Origin of the sequence: Kitasatospora sp. NPDC059803, from assembly GCF_042732255.1 — a bacterium.
Lineage (GTDB): Bacteria > Actinomycetota > Actinomycetes > Streptomycetales > Streptomycetaceae > Kitasatospora.
Genome location: NZ_JBHWIJ010000093.1, coordinates 1 through 19,009 on the forward strand (window position 1 = coordinate 1; position 19,009 = coordinate 19,009).

The window sequence follows — 19,009 nt, forward strand, 5'->3', positions numbered from 1 at the left end:
ACCCCCCCCACACCGTGTGGGGTTGGGGCGCTCCCACATCGCCGCCCAGGGAACCGTTCCCCCCCGGGCCCCGCCCTGGAGAAGCCGGACGGCGCCGTCCGGTCACGGTCAGCCGATGGTGGCCGACCACCGGCCCCGGGACAGGTGGATCACGCCGTCCGGGGTGACGACGGCGCGACAGCCGTAGAGCGGCAGGCCGCCTTCCACTTCCCGCCAGTTCCGGATGGATTCGAGTTCCGACCACAGGCGGCGGGGGCCGCTCTGGTGGACGGTCGGCGGCTCGAACTTCGTGGCCTCTGCGCGCGCCCATGACCCGTCCGGATGGGCGAGACAGGCCGTACGACCCTCGGGCGTCTCCTCGAAGTCGACTTCGATGCCCGGGATGTTGATCGTGAGCATCGACCAGACTTCCCAGTTGTTGCGGATGTCGGTGACCGGGCAACGGAAGAGCTTGACGTTCTCCCCGTCGGCTTCGCGGGCGGTCTTGAACAGCTCGTCCAAGCCGGGCGGGTAGGCGGAGCCGTGGCGCGTGGTCATGAAGCCCGCCCAGTCGCGCTCGATCACGCCGGTCGCTCCGCCGTCCGGGGTCTTCCAGGCCGTCAGGATCAGCGCCGTGTCCGCGATGGTGGTGACGAGCCGTCCACCGCGCCGAAGCGCCTGGAGCCACGGGACCGGGACGGGGCGGGCCGACACGGTGGCCACGATCCGGTCGTAGTCGCCCGGGAGGGCGTCGGTGGCGTCCTGAGTGACGAAGTGAGGGCTCAGCCCCATGCCTGCGAGGCGGTCCCGCGCGGCGTCGACCAGGTACCCGTCGATGTCCACGCTCGTCACGCGATCCGAACCGAGCCGCGTGGCGGCAATGGCGGTCAGCCCGCCTGCGCCGGTGCCGATGTCCAGCAGGTCGTGCTCGGCGGCGATCCGGCCGTGCCGCAGCATCTTGACCACGAGCGGCGTGAGCGTGGCCGACGACGTTGGCAGCCCGGTCGGGCGGTCATCCGGCTTCGCGTGGTCCGCGTGCAACCCGCCCACGCTGGTGACCAGGGACTCGTTCCCGTAGGCCCGTTGGAGCCAGAAATCCGGGTTCGCTTCCCCTACCTGAAGCTGCCAAGTGCCGCCCTCGGCAGGCTCCCACCACCTGGGGACCAGTTCGTGCCGGGGAACGCCGGCCACCGGGTTCCGCCATCGGGAGTCCGGATCGGTCGCCCGATCGGCCAGATCGGCGGCCTGTCCTTCCCATGGGATGCGTGTCATGCCTCGGGATCCTTTCAATGAATTCGTGCGGAGCCCCGGCCGTTCACGGCCGGGAGGAATCGCGTCCAGCCCGCAACCCCCGGTGGCCGGTTCGGACTTCCTGGAACGGGAATGCAGGAAGGTCGAGGCATGGAGCCGTGACCACGATCGGCTTCAGGTGGAGTCGTCGCTCTCCAAGGTGGCTTCACTTGCCGTGATCCGCGCTGCTCGGAAGGAGCATGAATGACCGGCCCCACCCTTGACCTGGCCAGCGCCGAGTGGCGTAAGTCCACCTACAGCAACAATGGCGGGTCTTGCGTCGAGGTAGCTCCCGGCTTCCCGGGTGTACTGCCCGTCCGCGACTCCAAGGACCCCGAGGGCCCTGCCCTCGTCTTCCCCGCCGACGCCTGGTCATCGTTCGTCGCCGCCGTCCAGGCCGGCGAGTTCGGCAAGGTCTGACGCGCACCTTGTCCGAGCCCCACTGCCCACGATGGGCAGTGGGGCTCGCGCGTCAGAAGGAACTGCGGCGGGAGCAGCTCCGATCGAGGGGTGGCCGCTCCCCGCCGGAGCGGCGATTTCGGCGGGGAGCGGTGTGGCTCGGCGAGGGTCTGGCGCCAACGTGCCCTCGGAGCCGGCCGGCAGGGGAGGTAGGCCTGCCGGCGCCCGTCCGTGACTGTCCTTCACGGACGGGCGTTGAACCCCGCCGCCGCGCGGGATGAGTACTCGCGGCGCGGTGGCGGGAGCGTGTTGTCAGTCCGGCACGAACATGCCGCATCTGCACGGGCGTTGAACCGGCGGCTCGGTGGTCGGCTCGTCACCCGCCTCGACCGCGTTTCGTTGCGTCGTCCCCGCCACGGCGGTGAAGCCGCCGGCCGCCAACGAGCTGAGGTGCAGCCCGGCGAGCAGCATCTCCCCCGAGGTCACGCCGGCTCCGGAAACATCGGCCGACGCTGGGAGTTGCTCCCCGTGCCCGGCGCGATCTCCCTGGGGTCGCACCGTCGCAGCTGATCGGGCCTGATCGTCCACTCGCACCCCCCGCCGAGCGGCCTCAGGAAGGCCGCCCCGCAGAGGATCTCCATGAAGACCCCCTCCTTCGGCTGGCCGTCGTCGTCTCGGTGCTTCAGGTCCCGCACCACCTCGTTGCGGACGAAGTCGGGCAGCGCGGATTTCGGGTTTTCGGGCATGGGAGTCTCCGTAGCGCTTCGCTCTCGGCGTGTCACTTGATGTAGCCATGGTGGCGCGACAGCCTCTACGATCGGAAGGGCTTAACCCTTGACCGTTTCGTCGAGTTACAAGGCACGGTGAATCATGGAGTTCGAGGAGACTGATCAACCGTCATCTCCGGCCATCCGCTTCGGAAACGAGCTTCGCAGGTCACGGCGTGCGAGGAACCTCTCCCAGACCAAGCTCGCCAAGATCATGGGCTTCAGTCACGCCCTGGTGTCGTACGTCGAAGGAGCTAAGAAGCCCGTAACCATTAACTTCGCCACGGCAGCCGATCAAGCGCTCGATACAGGGGACAAGTTCCGGGAACTGTTCCGCCAGATCGAGCACGCCAGCCTGCTGGAGGGGTTCGAAGAGTTCGCCAGGGAGGAGGCCCGCTGCCGGAAGATACGGACGTTCGAGCTGAACGTGGTCCCGGGACTCTTCCAGACCGAGGAGTATGCAAGCGCCCTGGCGAACGCCGCAGTTCTCCGAGGCAGCATCACCAAGGAGCAGGCCGCACAACGAGTCGCCTTCCTCATGGATCGGCAGCAAATCATCCGAGCCGAACGCATCCCCGTGCTTCACGCGGTCATGGACGAGAGCTGCCTGCGCCGACCCGTCGGAGGCCCGGCCGTCATGCAGGCACAGCTTCGGCACCTTGAGAGCCTGGCCGAACTCCCGTTTCTCACACTCCAGGTAGCCCCGGTGACGCTTGGCGAGCACATCCCGTTCACGATGCCCATCGTTCTGTTGACCCTGCCGGATCGCTCCACCATCGGCTATGCGGAGTCACAGGCACGTGGCATCCTGGAACGGGACCGCAAGACGGTCGAGGCGTGGAGCCGTGACTACGATCAGCTCCAGGTGGAGTCACTTTCCAAGGTGGCTTCGCTTGCCAAGATCCGCGCTGTTCGGAAGGACTATGAATGACCGGCCCCATCCCCAACCTGGCCAGTGCCGAGTGGCGTAAGTCCGGCTACAGCAACAACGGGGGCAACTGCATCGAGGTGGCTCCTGGCTTCCCGGGTGTACTGCCCGTCCGTGACTCCAAGGACCCCGAGGGTCCTGCTCTCGTCTTCCCCGCCGACGCCTGGTCGTCGTTCGTCGCCGCTGTCCAGGCCGGCGAGTTCGGCGAGGTCTGACGCGCACGACTCTCGCGAGCCCCACTACCCACGACGGGTGGTGGGGCTCGCGCGTTCTGGGCGGTGACAGTGTTTCAACTGCGTTCACCGAATGCTCGTGCGCGGTCTTGTGCACCGTGCGGGCGGCGACGTTGGATGTACACCATCCGCTGACCGTCGCGTTCACGTCATACCCTCACGGAGCCCCAATGCCGCTGTCGTCCCTCCGCAAGGCCGCCGCCGCCTGCGCTGCCGCCGCCGTGCTCGGCGCGCTCGCCACCGCCCCCGCCACGGCTGCCACCGGCGCCACGACCGAGAGCGCCCCGGTCACCGCGCCCGCGCTGGACGTCCTCACGTACAACACGTTCCTGATGAGCACGACCCTCTACCCCAACTGGGGCCAGCAGTACCGGGCGCAGGCGATCGCCTCGGCGGACTTCTTCCAGGGCCACGACGTGGTCGTCCTGGAGGAGGCCTTCGACAACGCGGCCTCCGACGCCCTGACCGCCAAGGCCTCGGCCGCCTACCCGTACCACACCCCGGTCGTCGGCCGCTCCACCAGCGGCTGGGACGCGACCTCCGGCAGCTACAGCTCCGCCACCCCCGAGGACGGCGGCGTGACGCTGCTCAGCAAGTGGCCGATCCTGCGCAAGGAGCAGTACGTCTACAAGGACGCCTGCGGCTCGGACTACTTCTCGAACAAGGGCTTCGTCTACGCCGTGCTGAACGTGAACGGCCAGCGCACCCACGTGGTCGGCACCCACCTGCAGTCCACCGACTCGGGCTGCTCCAGCGGCCAGCCGGCCGCCATCCGGGCCAAGCAGCTCACGGCCATGCGCGGCTTCCTGGACGCCAAGCAGATCCCGGCGAACGAGCCGATCCTGCTCGCCGGCGACCTCAACATCGACTCGCACGGCTCCGAGTACCAGGCCCTGCTGGACAACGCCAACCTGGCGCCGGCCTCCGCCCGCACCGGCTGGCCGTACTCCTTCGACACCGCCGACAACTCCATCGCCGCCTACCGCTACCCGGGCGAGCCCAAGGAGGACCTGGACTACGTGCTCTACCGGGCCGACCACGCCCGACCGCAGCAGTACACCAACCAGGTCCTGCGCACGCACAGCGCGCCGTGGACGGTGAGCAGTTGGGGCAAGAGCTACACCTACACCGACCTCTCCGACCACTACCCGCTCGCCGCGCACTGACCGGAGAAGCGAACTGACCGGGGAAGCACACTGACAGGGGACCAACCCGCGGGGAACTAAGCAGCCCCGAAGGGCAGTTCCAGCTCCGCCCAGACCACCTTGCCGTCCCTGGTCAGCCGGCTGCCCCAGCGCTGGGCCAGCTCGCTGACCAGGAACATGCCGCGCCCGCCCTCGTCCTGCTCGGCGAAGGGGCGCAGCTGCGGGGTCGCCCCGCCGGCGTCGGAGACCTCCAGGGTGAGCACCCGGTCGCGGAACAGCCGCAGCCGCCGCGGGGCGTCGGCGTGCAGCAGGGCGTTGGTGACCAGTTCGCTGACCAGCAGTTCGGCGTAGTCGGAGAGGGCGGTCAGGCCCCAGGCGTCCAGGGTGGCGCGGGTGAAGCGGCGGGCCTTGCCGGGCAGCCGGCCGCCGCCGGTGAGCGGGAGGGTGGCGATCCGGTCGGCGGGCAGCGGCAGGACCCGCGCCATGATCATCGCGATGTCGTCCTCGGTGCCGTCGGTGACCAGTGCGCCGAGGACGGCGTCGCAGTTCTCCTCCAGGGTCCGGCCGGGCCCGGCGAGGGTGTCGGCCAGCAGGTCGATGCCGTCGTCGAGGTCCTGGCCGCGCCGCTCGACCAGGCCGTCGGTGTAGAGGGTGACCATGCCGCCCTCGGGCAGGGTGAACTCGATCGATTCGAAGGCCACCCCGCCGACGCCCAGCGGCACGCCGGGTGGCACCTCGACCCGGCGGGCGGTGCCGTCGGGGGCGACCCAGATCGGCGGCAGGTGGCCGGCCGAGGCGATCTGGACGGTGCGCTCCAGCGGGTCGTAGACGGCGCAGATGCACGTGGCGAACTGGCCCTCGCCGATGCCCGAGGCGGTCTCGTCCAGGCGGGTGAGGACCTGCTCGGGCGGCATGTCGAGGGTGGCGAGCGTCCGGGCGACGGTGCGCAGCTGGCCCATGGTGGCGGCGGCCCGGATGCCGTGGCCCATCACGTCGCCGACCACCAGGGCGACCCGGCCGCAGGACAGCGGCACGACGTCGAACCAGTCGCCGCCGACCTCACTGACCACGCTGCTGGGCAGGTAGCGGTAGGCGATCTCCAGGCCCAGGGTGCGGTGGATCTCCTGCGGCAGCAGGCTGCGCTGGAGGGTGAGCGCCGTCTCCCGCTCGCGCCGGTAGAGCCGGGCGTTGTCGATGGCCAGCGCGGTGCGGGCGACCAGTTCCTCGGCGAGCGCCACGTCGGCGTCGCTGAACGGCTCGGAGTTGCGCATCCGGATGAACTCGGAGCCGCCGAGCACCATGCCCCGGGCGGTGAGCGGCACCATCAGGTACGAGTGGATGCCCGCCGCGATGCCGGGCTCGACCCGGTCCTCGCTGGAGACCAGGCCGCGCAGCACCTCGGCGTCCACGTGGGCGCGCAGCAGGGGGCGGCCGCTGCGCAGGCACTGGGTGTAGCTGCGGTCGGGGGCGTACTCGGAGGTCTCGCCGACGGTGTCCACGGCGTGCGCGAGGCCCGACTCGTACGACTCGCCGACGGCGACGGCACGCAGGGTGACCGTCCGGTCGGAGGGGATGGGGGTGGGTTCGGCGCCGCGCAGCACCGGTTCCAGCAGGTCGACGGTGGCGAAGTCGGCGAACCGGGGGACGACGGCCTCGATCAGCTCCTCGGCGGTGCGCTGGAGGTCGAGGGTGGTGCCGATCCGGGCCGTCGCCTCGGCGATGGTGGCGAGCCGCTCCTGGGCGCGGGCGGCGCGGGCCTCGGCCTGGAAGCGCTCGGTGACGTCGATGATCGAGGAACAGACGCCGAAGACCCGGCCGGTGGAGTCCTCCAGCCGGAAGTAGGAGGCGGACCAGGCGCGGTCGCGCTTCGGGTCCCCTGGCACCCGGCCGTGGGAGCGGGCGTCCACCACGGGCTTGCCGCTCCTGAGCACCTGCCGCATGGTCTGCTCGATCTCGACGCTGTTGATGCCGGGCAGCACCGCGGGTATCCGGCGGCCGAGGTGGGCCGCGATGGGGACGCCGTTCATCCGGGCGAGCGCCTCGTTGAGCCGGACGTAGCGCAGCTCGGTGTCGTAGACGGCCATGCCGATCGGCGAGCGGTCGAAGACGCCGTCCAGGACGGCGAGGTCGGCCTCGACCGCCTGGAGGGCGCGGATGTCGGAGGCGGTGGCGAGCAGCAGCAGGGTGCCGGCCGGGCCGGCGATCGGGTAGGTGCGGAACTCCAGGTCGACCTTGTGGCCGTCGCGGTGGCGGACCGGGAAGACGCCGGACCAGCCGGCGGAGCCGCCCATGATGTGGGCGAACAGGGACAGCACCTCGGGGCGGTCGGTGCCGTCGGTGAGCAGCTGGGCGGCGTAGCTGCCGACGGCCTCCTCGGCGGAGTAGCCGAGCAGCGCCTCGGCGTCCTCGCTCCAGTGCAGGATCAGGCCGTCGCCCTGGAGCAGGGCCGTCGCGAGCGGGACGAGTCGGTGGCCTTCGGGGCGTACGGGGGTGGCGCCCGGTGCGGGGCCGGCGGCGGAGGTCACGTCCCACTCGTTTCCGTGCATGATCAGGCAGCACCCCGGTTCGGCTCGTGCCCGGCCGGGGGCCTCACGGTCCGTGCCGGCCGGGATTCTTCTCCAGACTGCACGGACATCGGCCGCCCGGCGACCCCTTGGTCAGGGGTCGTCCGGCCGTTCCGGTAGTACGGGAGTCATGGGCGTACCGGCCGCAGCGTACTCTCCAGAACGCCGGTCCACTGCCGGATCACCCCGGATCGTCGGACGCTGTCGTCGGTGAGCAGGTTGGCCAGGCCCAGCCCGCGGGCGAGGTCGAGGGTGGCCTGCACGGACTCGCGCACGCCGGGGCGGGTCTCGTCGGCGTCCAGGAACTCGACGGCGGCCCGGTGGGCCTCCCGGCCGACGTGCCCCTCCAGGGCGATGATCCGCTCGCGCAGCGGCTCCTCGGTGGCGGCGGCCGTCCACAGGTGCAGGGCGGCGCGGAACAGCGGGCCGGTGTAGAGGCGCACGATCATGTCGACGACGGCCCGGGTGCGGTCGGGGCCGGCGGCCGGCAGCTCGCCCGTGTGGGCGCGGACGGCGGCCAGCCGCTCGGCGGTGACGTGCTCGACGGCCGCGGTGAACAGGTCCTCGCGGGTCGGGAAGTGGTGCTGGGCTGCGCCCCGGGACACTCCGGCGCGCTCGGCGACCACGGTGACGGTGGAGCCGTGCCAGCCGAGCTCGGCCAGGCAGTCCACGGCCGCCGCGAGCAGCCGGGCCCGGGTGGCGCGGCTGCGGTCCTGCTGGGGGGCGCGGGCGGCGGGGTGGCTGGTCATGGCTGGCGGCGGTTCCTGTTCCGGTGGGGGCTCGGCGGGCCGGTCGCGCCCGCCGGGCCCGTCGCTCCCGGCGGGCCCGCCGTGCTCGGCGGGTCGATCCTCACAGACGGGCGCCGGTCTTCGGCCGCCGGGGGCCCGGCCGCTCAGCGGGAGGCCTCGGGGGCGGTGGCGGAAGTAGAGACGGAGGCCGACGCACGGCGCGAGGCCTCGCGGGCCCGTAGCTCGCGCCGGAGGATCTTGCCGGCCGCCGACTTGGGGACGGCCTCGACGAACTCCACCGCGCGGACCTTCTTGTACGGGGCCACCAGCCCGGCCACGAAGCCGGTGACCTCCTCCGCGCTCAGGCCGCTGCCCGGCGCACGGACCACGAAGGCCTTAGGGCACTCGGTGCCGTCGGCGTCCGGGACGCCGATCACGGCGGCGTCGACGATCTGCGGGTGGCCGAGCAGCACGGCCTCCAGCTCGGCCGGGGCCACCTGGTAGCCCTTGTACTTGATCAGCTCCTTCACCCGGTCGACGATGTACAGGTACCCCCGGTCGTCGACGAAGCCGACGTCGCCGGTGTGCAGCCAGCCCTCGGCGTCGACCACCGCGGCGGTGTCGGAGGGGCGGCCGAAGTACCCCTTCATCACCTGCGGGCCGCGGATCAGCAGCTCGCCCGGCTCGCCGGGCCCGAGGTCCTCGCCGGCGCCGTCCAGGGCGGCGACCCGCAGCTCGGTGGACGGGATCAGCCGCCCCACCGAGCCGGGCGAGGGGTCGCGCTCCAGCGGGGAGACCACGTGGGTGACCGGGGACAGCTCGGTCATGCCGTAGCCCTGGAGCAGGTGCGGCAGGCCCAGGCGGCGGGCGCAGGCGGCCGCGAGCTCCGGATCCAGCGGGGCGGCCGCGCACAGCAGGTACTCGACGGAGGAGAGGTCGAAGCGGTCCACGACCGGGTGCCTGGCCAGGGCGAGCGCGATCGGCGGGGCCACCACCAGCGCCTGCACCCGCTGCTCCTCGATGGTGCGGCAGAACTGCTCCAGGTCGAAGCGGGGCAGCACCACCACGGTGGCGCCGCAGCGCAGCGGCTGGTTGAGCAGCGCCGTCAGGCCGTAGATGTGGAAGAAGGGCAGCACGGCGAGCACCCGTTCGCCCACGGCGGGCCGGTAGAGGGCGTCGCACTGGGCGAGGTTGGTGGCGATCGAGCGGTGGGTGAGCATCACCCCCTTGGGCAGTCCGGTGGTGCCGCTGGAGTAGGGCAGCACGGCGACGTCCCGGCCGGGGTCGATGGCGATCCCGGGGGCGGGGCCGGTGGTGGCCAGCAGGTCGGCGAGCGAGCGGTGGCCCTCGGCGCCGTCCAGGACGAGGATCTCGGCCAGTGGGCCGCCCTGCTCGGCGAGCAGGGCGGCGGCCTTTCGGGCGGTCGGCAGGAGCGGGGAGACGGTCACCAGCCAGCGGGCGCCGCTGTCGCCGAGCTGCCCGGCCAGGTCGGCGGGCGTGGCCATCGAGGACACCGTGGTCACGGTGGCGCCGGCCCGGGTGGCGCCGTAGAAGGCCGTCGGGTAGCCGAGCGTGTTGGGGCTGAACAGGGCCACCACATCGCCCTGGCGCACCCCGGCCGCGGCCAGCCCGGCGGCCACCCGCTCGACGCCGGCGGCGAGCCGCGCGTAGCTGACGCGCTCCCCGGTGACGCCGTCGATCAGGGCCGGCCCGTCGCCGTACGCCGCCGCGCCGCCGAGTACCGCGTCATGGATCGGCAGGTCCACCGTCGGCACGTCCGGGAATTCGCTGCGGAACACCAAAGTAAGCCTCCAGGAAGGTAGTTGACGCATCGACTGGCGCGGCGAAAGGTCGACCGAGGGTACGAACAGGAGCATACGGACCATGACGTCCGCCACTGCAAAGTTCGCCGAGATGTCCCTCTGGTGACCCACCGGGGGCACGCCCGGCGGGTACGTCCGGTGGGTGCGTCCGCTGGGTGCGGTGCGTCCGGCGCTGCGGACTAATAGGACTTCGGGAGGCCGAGGGTGTGCTGGGCGACGTAGTTGAGCACCATCTCGCGGCTGACCGGGGCGACCCGGCCGACCCGGGTGGCGGCCAGCAGCGCGCCCAGCCCGTACTCCTGGGTGAGGCCGTTGCCGCCCAGCGTCTGCACCGCCTGGTCGACGGTACGGGCGGCGGCCTCGCCGGCCGCGTACTTGGCCATGTTGGCGGCCTCCCCGGCGGCCAGGTCCTCCCCCGCGTCGTAGAGCAGCCCGGCCTTCTGGGTCATCAGCCGGGCCAGCTCGATCTCCACCGCGCACTGGGCCAGCGGGTGGGCCAGGCCCTGGTGGGCGCCGATCGGGGTGGACCAGACGGTGCGGGTCTTCGCGTACTCGACGGCCTTGCCGAGGGCCTGGCGGGCCAGGCCGAGGGAGAACGCGGCGGTCAGCACGCGCTCGGGGTTGAGGCCGGCGAACAGCTGCAGCAGGCCGGCGTCCTCGTCGCCGACCAGGGCGTCGGCGGGCAGCCGGACGTCGTCCAGGAAGACCTGGAACTGCTTCTCGGGGGCGACGAGTTCCATCGGTATCGCCCGGTACTCGAAGCCGGCGGCGTCGCGCGGGACGATGAACAGGCAGGGCTTGAGCCTGCCGGTGCGGGCGTCTTCGGTGCGGGCGACGAACAGCACGGCGTCGCAGTGGTCGATGCCGGAGACGAACACCTTGCGGCCGGTCAGCAGCCAGTCCCCGCCGTCCCGGCGGGCGACGGTGGAGATCCGGTGCGCGTTGGAGCCGGCGTCCGGCTCGGTGATGCCGAAGGCCATCTTGCGGCTGCCGTCGGCGAGTCCGGGCAGCCAGCGCCGCTTCTGCTCCTCGGTGCCGAAGCGGGCGATCACGGTGCCGCAGATCGCCGGGGAAACGATGAGCAGCAGCAGGGGACAGCCGGCCGTACCCAACTCCTCCAGCACGATGGCCAGATCGGTGACGCCGCCGCCCCCGCCGCCGTACTCGGCGGGCAGGTTCACGCCGAGGTAGCCGGCCTTGCCGGCGTCCGCCCACAGCTCGTCGGCGGGCTCGCCGGCCCGTGCCTTGGCCATGTAGTAGGCGGAGCCGTAGCGGCGGCCGAGGTCGCCGACGGCCTGGCGCAGGGCCCGGCGTTCGGGGGTCTCGATGAGCTGACTGCCGATGGTGGACATGCGGGGTCCTTCCTCAGGCTTCTGCGGCGGGCTGGACGGCGGCTGTTGCGGCGGGCTCGGCGGCAGGTTCTGCGGCGGACCCGGCGGCGGGATCTGTGGCGGGCCCGGCCTCGGGCGGTGCGGCGGGCCCGGCCTCGGGCCCTGGGGCAGACTGCACGACGGCGAGCAGGGCGCCGAGCTCGACCTGCCGGCCGGGGACGGCGCGGAGTTCGACCAGGACGCCGTCGGCCGGGGCGGTGACGCGGTGTTCCATCTTCATCGCCTCCAGGACGAGCAGCGGCTGACCGGCGGTGACGGTGTCGCCGACGGCGGCGGTGGTGCGCACGACAGTGCCGGGCATCGGGGCGAGCAGCGCGCCCGGGTCCGTCCGGGCGGCCGGGTCGGGGAAGCGCGGCAGGGCGGTGAGCGCGATGCCCCCGTCCGGGGTGTCGACGTACACCCGGTCGCCGTAGCGCGCGACGCGGTGGTCGCGCCGGACGGCGCCCTCGCGCAGCGTGACCTGCTCGGGCGAGGCGTCCAGGAGCTCCGCCTGCGGGTGGTCGTCGGCCCGCAGGCCGTCCCGGGTGAGGCGGTAGCGGACCTCCAACTCGGCGCCGTCGTCGGCGCGGTAGCGCTTGGACTGCGGCTGCGAGGGCAGGTTGCGCCAGCCCGACGGCAGTGCGCCGTGCGGGCCGGTGCGCCGGGCGGCGGCGTCGGCGAGGGCGGCGGCCAGGGCGGCGCGCGCGGTCTCCTTGCCGTCCGGGGCGGTGAGCTCGGCCGCGTGCTCGGCCAGGAAGCCGGTGTGCAGGCGTTCGGCCTGGAAGGCCGGGTGCCGCAGCGCGCGGACCAGCAACTCCCGGTTGGTGGCGGGCCCGTGGACCCTGGCGCGGGCGAGCGCGTCGGCCAGCCGGCGGGCGGCGGCGGCGCGGGTCGGCGCCCAGGCGATCACCTTGGCGAGCATCGCGTCGTAGTGCGGGGTGATCTCGTCGCCGGCCGCCACGCCGGAGTCCAGCCGGACGCCCTGCCCACCGAACTCCTGGTACGGCACGGTGAGTTCGAGGCGGTGCAGGGTGCCGGTGGCGGGCTGCCAGTCCTTCGCCGGGTCCTCCGCGTACAGCCGGGCCTCGATCGCGCAGCCGGTGGCGGGCGGCGGGACCGGCCCGGGCAGCCGCTCCCCCTCGGCGACGGCGAGTTGGAGCGCCACCAGGTCCAGTCCGGTGACCGCCTCGGTGACCGGGTGCTCGACCTGGAGGCGGGTGTTCATCTCCAGGAAGTGGAACCGGCCGTCCTCGCCGAGCATGAACTCGGCGGTACCGGCGCCGGTGTAGCCGATCGCCCGGGCGGCGCTGACGGCCGCCGCGTGCAGCCCGGCGCGCACCGCCTCGGGCAGGCCGGGGGCCGGGGCCTCCTCGATCACCTTCTGGTGCCGCCGCTGGAGCGAGCAGTCGCGGTCGCCGACCGCCCAGACCGTGCCGTGCGCGTCGGCCAGCAGCTGGACCTCGACGTGCCGCCCGGCGGGCAGGTAGCGCTCGCAGAACACCTCGTCCGAGCCGAAGGCCTTCGCCGCCTCGGCGCGGGCGGCGGCCAGTTCGCCGGGGAGCTCCGCGAGCGTGCGCACCACCCGCATGCCGCGCCCGCCGCCGCCCGCCGCCGCCTTGACCAGGAGCGGCAGGTCGGCCTCGGTGGGGTCGGTCAGGGCGTCCAGCACGGGCACCCCGGCCGCGGCCATCAGCCGCTTGGCCGCCGTCTTGGAGCCCATCGCGGCGATCGCGGCCGGCGGCGGGCCGACCCAGACCAGCCCGGCATCCAGCACGGCCTGCGCGAACTCGGCGCTCTCCGACAGGAATCCGTACCCGGGGTGGACGGCGTCCGCGCCCGCCGCCAGCGCGGCGCGGACGATCAGGTCGGCGCGCAGGTAGGTGTCGGCGGGCGCGGCGCCGGGCAGCCGCACGGCCGCGTCGGCCTCACGGACGTGCGCGGCCCCGGCGTCCGGGTCGGAGTGGACGGCGGTGGTCGCGACGCCCAGGGCCCGGCAGGTGCGGAAGACCCGGCGGGCGATCTCGCCACGGTTGGCGACCAGCAGGTTGGTGATCATGTCTCGGGTGCCCCTCACAACTCGGCCTCGCGGCTCGGTCTCGCAGCTCGGTCTCGCGGCTCCGTCTCACAGCTCGGCCTCACATCCGGAAGACGCCGTAGCCGCGCGCGCCCTCGACCGGCGCATTGTGGATCGCGGACAGGCACAGGCCGAGCACCGTACGGGTGTCGCGCGGGTCGATCACGCCGTCGTCGTACAGCCGCCCGGACAGGAAGACCGGCAGCGACTCGGCCTCGATCTGCTGCTCGACCATGGCGCGGATCGCCGCGTCCGCGTCCTCGTCGTACGGCTGCCCCTTCGCGGCGGCCGACTGCCGGGCGACGATCGACAGCACGCCGGCGAGCTGCTGCGGGCCCATCACCGCGGACTTGGCGCTCGGCCAGGCGAACAGGAAGCGCGGCTCGAACGCCCGCCCGCACATGCCGTAGTGGCCGGCGCCGTAGGACGCGCCGATCAGCACCGACAGGTGCGGCACCCGGGAGTTGGCGACGGCGTTGATCATCATCGCGCCGTGCTTGATGATGCCGCCCTGCTCGTACGCCCGGCCGACCATGTAGCCGGTGGTGTTGTGCAGGAACAGCAGCGGGATGTCCCGCTGGTTCGCCAACTGGATGAACTGGGCGGCCTTCTGGGACTCCGCGCTGAACAGCACGCCCTGCGCGTTGGCCAGCACGCCGACCGGGTAGCCGTGCAGCCGGGCCCAGCCGGTGGCCAGGCTGGTGCCGTAGAGCGGCTTGAACTCGTCGAAGTCGGAGCCGTCGACGATCCGGGCGATCACCTCGCGCGGATCGAAGGGCACCTTGAGGTCGCCCGGGACGATGCCCAGCAGCTCCTCCTCGTCGTACTTCGGCGGCTCGGCCAGCCGGTCCGGCGACGGGCCCGGCTTGCGGTGGTCCAGCCGGGCGACGATCCGGCGGGCCAGCCGCAGCGCGTCCGCCTCGTCCGCCGCGAAGTGGTCGGCCAGACCGGAGGTGCGGGCGTGCATCTCGGCGCCGCCGAGCGACTCGTCGTCGGCCTCCTCGCCGGTGGCCATCCTGACCAGCGGCGGGCCGCCGAGGAACACCTTGGCGCGCTCCCTGACCAGCACGGTGTGGTCCGACATGCCGGGCACGTAGGCGCCGCCGGCCGTCGAATTGCCGAACACCACGGCCACGGTGGGGATTCCGGCCGCGGAGAGCCGGGTGAGGTCGCGGAACAGCGCGCCGCCGGGGATGAAGATCTCCTTCTGGCTGGGCAGGTCGGCGCCGCCGGACTCGACCAGGTTCACCACCGGGAGGCGGTTGTCGAACGCGATCTCGTTGGCGCGCAAGGCCTTGCGCCGCGTCCACGGGTTGCTGGCGCCGCCGCGCACGGTCGGGTCGTTGGCGGTGATCAGGCACTCCACGCCCTCGATCACGCCGATGCCGGTGACCAGCGCCGCGCCCACCGGGTAGTCGCTGCCCCAGGCGGCCAGCGGCGACAGCTCCAGGAACGGCGAGTCCGGGTCGACCAGCAGCTCGATCCGCTCGCGCGGCAGCAGCTTGCCGCGGGCGCGGTGGCGGTCCACGTACTTGGGGCCGCCACCGGCCAGCGCCTTGGCGTGCTCGGCGTCCAGCCCGGCCAGCTTGGCGAGCATCGCGGCCCGGTACTCGGCGTACTCGGGCCCGGCCGGGTCGACGCGGGTGGGCAGCACGGTCACAGCAGGGCCTCCGGGATGTCGAGGTGGCGGGAGCGCAGCCACTCCCCGAGCGCCTTGGCCTGCGGGTCGAAGCGGTGCTGGGCGGCGACGCCCTCGCCGAGCAGGCCGGTGAGGGTGAAGTTGACCGCGCGCAGGTTCGGGAGCAGGTGCCGGGTGACGGGCAAGTCAGCGGTCTCGGGCAGGAGTTCGCGCAGCTTGTCGACGGTGAGGGTGTGGGCGAGCCAGCGCCAGCCCGCCTCGGATCGGGCCCAGACGCCGAGGTTGGCGTCGCCGCCCTTGTCGCCGCTGCGGGCGCCGGCCACCAGGCCGAGCGGGGCGCGGCGGGTCGGGCCGGTGGGGAGTCCGTCAGGGAGTGCGTCGGGGAGCTTCGGCTCTTCGGAGGTCTCGGCCGGCCGGCTCGTCACCGGGGCCGGCGGGACGGCGATCCGGCGGCCGTCCGGCAGCACGGCGGTGTGCTCGACAGCCTTGGCGTCGACGTACGCGGCGGCGAACACCCCGTACGGCGCTCCGGGGCCGGGCGGCGCGGTGAGGTGGAAGCCCGGATAGCCGGCCAACCCCAACTCCACGGCGGCCTTCCCCAGTTCGCGCCCGACCTTGGCCTGGTCCGGGTCGCGGGCGGTGAGCCGGAGCAGGGCGGAGGCGGCCTCCTCGGTGCCGGCGTCCGGGTGGTCGGTCCGGGCGAGCGTCCAGCGCAGCTCGGCGGGCCGGGCGGCGGGCGGCAGGGCGTCCAGGAACTGCCGCTGCACCAGGTCGGCCTTGGCCTCGATGTCGAGGCCGGTGAGGACGAACACCACCTCGTTGCGGTGGCCGCCGAGCCGGTTCAGGCCCACCTTCAGCGTGGGCGGCGGCGCCTCGCCGCGCACCCCGTCGATCCGGACCCGGTCCGGCCCCTCCTCGGCGAGCCGCACGGTGTCCAGCCGGGCGGTGACGTCCGGGCCCAGGTAGCGCGCCCCGCCCGTCTCGTACAGGAGTTGGGCGGTGACGGTGCCCGCGGTGACGGCGCCGCCGGTGCCCGGGTGCTTGGTGATCACGCTGGAGCCGTCGGCGTGCAGTTCGGCGATCGGGAAGCCCGGGCGGGTGACGTCGTGCTCGCGGAAGAACGCGTAGTTCCCGCCCGTCGCCTGGGCGCCGCACTCCAGCACGTGCCCGGCGACCACCGCCCCGGCGAGGGCGTCGAGGTCCGCCGCCGTCCAGCCGAAGTGGGCGATCGCGGGCCCGGCGACCAGCGCCGCATCCGTGACCCGCCCGGTGACCACCACCTCGGCGCCCGCGGCCAAACAGGCCGCCACCCCAAAGCCGCCGAGGTAGGCGTTCGCGGCCAACAGCCCTTCGGGAAAGCCGAGTTCGCTCCTGCGCGGCAGCAGGTCGTCCCCCTCGACGTGGGCGACGGCCACCGCAAGACCCTGGCGCTGCGCCAGGTTCCGCAGTTCGGCGGCGAGCAGGGCCGGGTTCAGCCCGCCCGCGTTCACCACGATCCTCACCCCGCGCTCCTGCGCCAGGCCGAGGCACTCCTCCATCTGCCGCAGGAACGTCCGGGCGTAGCCGAGGAACGGGTCCTTCAGGCGGTCCCGGGCCAGGATGAGCATGGTCAGCTCCGCCAGGTAGTCCCCGGTGAGCACGTCCAGCGGCCCGCCGGTGAGCATCTCCCGCACCGCCGCGAAGCGGTCCCCGTAGAACCCCGAGGCGTTGCCGACCCGCAGTACCGAGCGTTCGCGCGCCAAAGCGCCTCCCCTGCCGACGGGTTGGCGACGCTCCCACACGAGCGCCGCCGGGCAGCAGCGTGGCACCGGGCGCAGAAAAAAGCAATCACGCCTGCTTGTTTCAGGATGGCTCCGCCGTTCGCGTCGAACCACGCACCCCTGAGCCTCACTGATTCGGCGACAGTTACCCTGCCCTGCCTTGCCTGGCCTGATTCTCCGAAACCCGACTGACACCGGCCCGTCCGTGCGACAGGATGTCCGTCCGTCGTACTGGCGAGTGAAAGGCAGTCCGCATGCCGCAGCCTGCACCGCGACCGACTCCCGAATCGACCGACCTGCTCACCGCGGAACTGGTGGTGGACATGGCCTCCCCCGTGGCCCCGGCCATCTCGTCCGACGGCCGCCTGGTCGCCTACGGCGTGGTCGCGAACAGTGGCAGGGACGGACGGCCGCACAGCTCGGTCTGGGTCGCCGCCGCCGATGGCAGCGCGGCCCCGCGCAGGCTGACCGACGGCACGGCCCGCGCCGCCGCCCCGAAGTGGGCGCCGGACTCGGCTTTCCTGTTCTTCACCTCCGACCGCGAGGAGCGGGGCACCGCTCAACTCCAGCGGATCCTTCTGGACGGCAGCGAGGACAGCGCCGAGGCGGAGCCCCTGACCAGGTGGCGCGGGGGCATCGGCGACCACTACCCGCTCGCCGACGGCCGCATCGTCGCGCTGCTCGCCGAGGACGAGCCCACTCCGGAGGACGAACACCGGGAGGCCGAGGGTGACGACGCGAAGGTCTGGGGCCGGCACCTCCCCGCCACCCGGCTGCGCCTGCTCGACCTGGCGACCGGCGTGGTCCGCACCGTGGACGGCCTCGGAGACCGCCATGTCGTGGAGGTGGCCCAGCGTCCGGACGGCGGCCCGCTGGCCGTGCTGAGCTGGGCCACCCCCGAACTCGACCCCGGCGTCACGACGGCAGGACTGCACCTGGTCGCCCCGGAGACGGGAGCCGTCCAGGACCTGGGCCCGGTCGGATTCGAGGCGCAGTCCCCGGTCTGGTGGAATGACAACGGTGAATGGCATCTGGCCCACCTGGCGGTGACCCCCGGGCACTTGGTCGGCGCGCTCGCCGTGATCGACACCGTCCCGCCGGCGACCGGCCCGACCGTCGAACAGCGCAATCTCACGGTCGGCATGCCCGCCTGCCCCACCGAGCTGGTGCAGGTCGCCGACGGGCCGCCGCTGGCGCTGTTCGCCGACGGGCTGGACACCGCGCTGCACCGGCTCGATCCGCAGTCGCTGCGGTTCCACCGACTGTCCTGCGCGCCCGGCACGCCAGGCACGTTCGGCACGCCCGGCACGCTCGCCGGGCTCACTGCGAGCCACTCCGGAGAGACCCTCGCCGTGCTGATGAGCACCGCGCGCGAGCCCAGGAACGTCCACGCGGGACCCACGGGCGGGCCACTGCTCCGGCTCAGCGACACCAGTCCCGAACTGCGCGGGATCCGCTGGGGTGTCCAGGAACGGCTCGGCTACCAGGCCTCCGACGGACTCCAGTTGGACGGCCTGCTGATCCTGCCGCCCGGCCGGACTCGGGGCCAGGGCCCGTTCCCGCTCGTCACCATGGTCCACGGCGGCCCCTACTTCCGCCATGCCGACGAGTTCACGCTCACCGCGGTCGACTGCGGGCAGTGGCTGGCGACCGCCGGATACGCGGTCTTCCTGCCCAATCCCCGGGGCGGGTCGGGCCACGGCCATGAATTCGCCGCCGTGGTGGCGGGCGCGGTGGGCGGCGACGAGTGGACCGACATCCTCGCCGGGATCGACCTCCTGGTCGCCGAGGGAGTCGCCGATCCCGAACGCCTGGGCATCTCCGGCTGGAGCCACGGCGGTTTCATGGCGGCCTGGGCCATCGGCCAGACCGAGCGCTTCAAGGCCGCCATGATGGGCGCCGGCATCACCGACTGGGGCATGCAGGCCGGGACCGGCGAGTGGGGAGTCATGGACGCGGCGCTCGGCGGCAGCACCGGCTGGAACGGGCCGGGACCGCACCTCCACGACCGGAACAGCCCGATCTCCCACGTGTCCCGGATCCGCACCCCGGTCCTGATCCTGCACGGCGAGCAGGACACCAACGTGCCACTCGGCCAGGCCGTCCACTTCCATCGCGCACTGCGCCACTTCGGCGTCGAGCACGAGTTCGTCGTCTACCCCCGAGAGGGCCACGGGCTGCGCGAGCGCGCCCATCAACTCGACGCCCTCCGGCGCATCCGCGCCTGGTACGACCGCTGGCTGTAGGCCCGTAAGCACGGGGACGAACGCCAGCGGTCGGCACCTGCGGTCGGCGACGAGACGGACTTCG

15 protein-coding genes are annotated in these 19,009 nt (G+C 72.9%); 5 read left to right on the forward strand and 10 right to left on the reverse strand.

Annotation, left to right across the window (positions count from 1 at the left end; genetic code table 11):
* Positions 1–108: 108 nt before the first annotated feature.
* Positions 109–1,170 carry a methyltransferase domain-containing protein gene (locus tag ACFV6I_RS17175; RefSeq protein WP_380426065.1) on the reverse strand — a complete coding sequence of 354 codons (1,062 nt, stop codon included), beginning with the start codon at positions 1,168–1,170 and terminating at the stop codon, positions 109–111.
* A 303-nt stretch (positions 1,171–1,473) separates the two neighbouring features.
* Between ACFV6I_RS17175 and ACFV6I_RS17180 the strand changes: the two genes are divergently transcribed.
* Positions 1,474–1,689, forward strand: coding sequence for a DUF397 domain-containing protein (locus ACFV6I_RS17180; RefSeq protein ID WP_380426066.1), 216 nt, complete (start codon positions 1,474–1,476; stop codon positions 1,687–1,689).
* A gap of 291 nt (positions 1,690–1,980) precedes the next feature.
* Here ACFV6I_RS17180 and ACFV6I_RS17185 read toward each other — a convergent pair whose 3' ends face one another.
* Positions 1,981–2,154, reverse strand: a complete 174-nt coding sequence (locus ACFV6I_RS17185) for a hypothetical protein (RefSeq protein ID WP_380426068.1) — start codon at positions 2,152–2,154, stop codon at positions 1,981–1,983.
* On the reverse strand, positions 2,151–2,414 hold the full coding sequence (locus tag ACFV6I_RS17190) for a hypothetical protein (protein WP_380426070.1): 264 nt from the start codon (positions 2,412–2,414) through the stop codon (positions 2,151–2,153). The genes ACFV6I_RS17185 and ACFV6I_RS17190 overlap by 4 nt, the downstream gene beginning before the upstream one ends.
* A 124-nt stretch (positions 2,415–2,538) precedes the next feature.
* Here ACFV6I_RS17190 and ACFV6I_RS17195 point away from each other — a divergent pair, with 124 nt between their 5' ends.
* The 3 genes from ACFV6I_RS17195 (at position 2,539) to sph (ending at position 4,762) form a co-directional block, all read left to right on the forward strand.
* Positions 2,539–3,366, forward strand: a complete 828-nt coding sequence (locus tag ACFV6I_RS17195; RefSeq protein ID WP_380372008.1) for a helix-turn-helix domain-containing protein — start codon at positions 2,539–2,541, stop codon at positions 3,364–3,366.
* Positions 3,363–3,578, forward strand: a complete 216-nt coding sequence (locus ACFV6I_RS17200; protein ID WP_380372005.1) for a DUF397 domain-containing protein — start codon at positions 3,363–3,365, stop codon at positions 3,576–3,578. The genes ACFV6I_RS17195 and ACFV6I_RS17200 overlap by 4 nt, the downstream gene beginning before the upstream one ends.
* A 188-nt stretch (positions 3,579–3,766) precedes the next feature.
* Complete coding sequence (sph, locus tag ACFV6I_RS17205) at positions 3,767–4,762, forward strand: sphingomyelin phosphodiesterase (protein ID WP_380344006.1); 996 nt, start codon at positions 3,767–3,769, stop codon at positions 4,760–4,762.
* A gap of 56 nt (positions 4,763–4,818) precedes the next feature.
* Here sph and ACFV6I_RS17210 read toward each other — a convergent pair whose 3' ends face one another.
* The 7 genes from ACFV6I_RS17210 to ACFV6I_RS17240 all read right to left on the reverse strand — a co-directional run bounded on the left by ACFV6I_RS17210 (position 4,819) and on the right by ACFV6I_RS17240 (position 16,681).
* The gene (locus tag ACFV6I_RS17210; protein ID WP_380426072.1) at positions 4,819–7,287 is read right to left on the reverse strand and encodes a SpoIIE family protein phosphatase; all 2,469 of its coding nucleotides are present in this window, start codon (positions 7,285–7,287) and stop codon (positions 4,819–4,821) included.
* 146 nt (positions 7,288–7,433) lie between these two features.
* Positions 7,434–8,054 carry a TetR/AcrR family transcriptional regulator gene (locus tag ACFV6I_RS17215; protein WP_363373469.1) on the reverse strand — a complete coding sequence of 207 codons (621 nt, stop codon included), beginning with the start codon at positions 8,052–8,054 and terminating at the stop codon, positions 7,434–7,436.
* A gap of 143 nt (positions 8,055–8,197) precedes the next feature.
* On the reverse strand, positions 8,198–9,835 hold the full coding sequence (locus ACFV6I_RS17220; RefSeq protein ID WP_380426074.1) for an AMP-binding protein: 1,638 nt from the start codon (positions 9,833–9,835) through the stop codon (positions 8,198–8,200).
* Between the two features lie 200 nt (positions 9,836–10,035).
* Positions 10,036–11,208, reverse strand: coding sequence for an acyl-CoA dehydrogenase family protein (locus ACFV6I_RS17225; protein ID WP_380426076.1), 1,173 nt, complete (start codon positions 11,206–11,208; stop codon positions 10,036–10,038).
* A gap of 13 nt (positions 11,209–11,221) precedes the next feature.
* On the reverse strand, positions 11,222–13,282 hold the full coding sequence (locus ACFV6I_RS17230; protein ID WP_380426078.1) for an acetyl/propionyl/methylcrotonyl-CoA carboxylase subunit alpha: 2,061 nt from the start codon (positions 13,280–13,282) through the stop codon (positions 11,222–11,224).
* Between the two features lie 79 nt (positions 13,283–13,361).
* The gene (locus ACFV6I_RS17235; protein WP_380426080.1) at positions 13,362–14,960 is read right to left on the reverse strand and encodes an acyl-CoA carboxylase subunit beta; all 1,599 of its coding nucleotides are present in this window, start codon (positions 14,958–14,960) and stop codon (positions 13,362–13,364) included.
* On the reverse strand, positions 14,957–16,681 hold the full coding sequence (locus ACFV6I_RS17240) for an acyclic terpene utilization AtuA family protein (protein WP_380426082.1): 1,725 nt from the start codon (positions 16,679–16,681) through the stop codon (positions 14,957–14,959). Before ACFV6I_RS17240 ends, ACFV6I_RS17235 begins: the two co-directional genes overlap by 4 nt.
* A gap of 272 nt (positions 16,682–16,953) precedes the next feature.
* Between ACFV6I_RS17240 and ACFV6I_RS17245 the strand changes: the two genes are divergently transcribed.
* Positions 16,954–18,945, forward strand: coding sequence for a S9 family peptidase (locus ACFV6I_RS17245; RefSeq protein ID WP_380426084.1), 1,992 nt, complete (start codon positions 16,954–16,956; stop codon positions 18,943–18,945).
* The last annotated feature ends 64 nt before the right edge of the window (positions 18,946–19,009 follow it).

What these genes read in the sequence shown, in the direction of transcription:
- sph (WP_380344006.1), top strand. Translation starts at nt 3,767, where the DNA reads ATGCCGCTGTCGTCCCTCCGCAAGGCCGCCGCCGCCTGCGCTGCCGCC.
- ACFV6I_RS17245 (WP_380426084.1), top strand. Translation starts at nt 16,954, where the DNA reads ATGCCGCAGCCTGCACCGCGACCGACTCCCGAATCGACCGACCTGCTC.
- ACFV6I_RS17230 (WP_380426078.1), bottom strand. Translation starts at nt 13,282, where the DNA reads ATGATCACCAACCTGCTGGTCGCCAACCGTGGCGAGATCGCCCGCCGG.
- ACFV6I_RS17215 (WP_363373469.1), bottom strand. Translation starts at nt 8,054, where the DNA reads ATGACCAGCCACCCCGCCGCCCGCGCCCCCCAGCAGGACCGCAGCCGC.
- ACFV6I_RS17180 (WP_380426066.1), top strand. Translation starts at nt 1,474, where the DNA reads ATGACCGGCCCCACCCTTGACCTGGCCAGCGCCGAGTGGCGTAAGTCC.
- ACFV6I_RS17225 (WP_380426076.1), bottom strand. Translation starts at nt 11,208, where the DNA reads ATGTCCACCATCGGCAGTCAGCTCATCGAGACCCCCGAACGCCGGGCC.
- ACFV6I_RS17200 (WP_380372005.1), top strand. Translation starts at nt 3,363, where the DNA reads ATGACCGGCCCCATCCCCAACCTGGCCAGTGCCGAGTGGCGTAAGTCC.
- ACFV6I_RS17190 (WP_380426070.1), bottom strand. Translation starts at nt 2,414, where the DNA reads ATGCCCGAAAACCCGAAATCCGCGCTGCCCGACTTCGTCCGCAACGAG.
- ACFV6I_RS17210 (WP_380426072.1), bottom strand. Translation starts at nt 7,287, where the DNA reads ATGCACGGAAACGAGTGGGACGTGACCTCCGCCGCCGGCCCCGCACCG.
- ACFV6I_RS17195 (WP_380372008.1), top strand. Translation starts at nt 2,539, where the DNA reads ATGGAGTTCGAGGAGACTGATCAACCGTCATCTCCGGCCATCCGCTTC.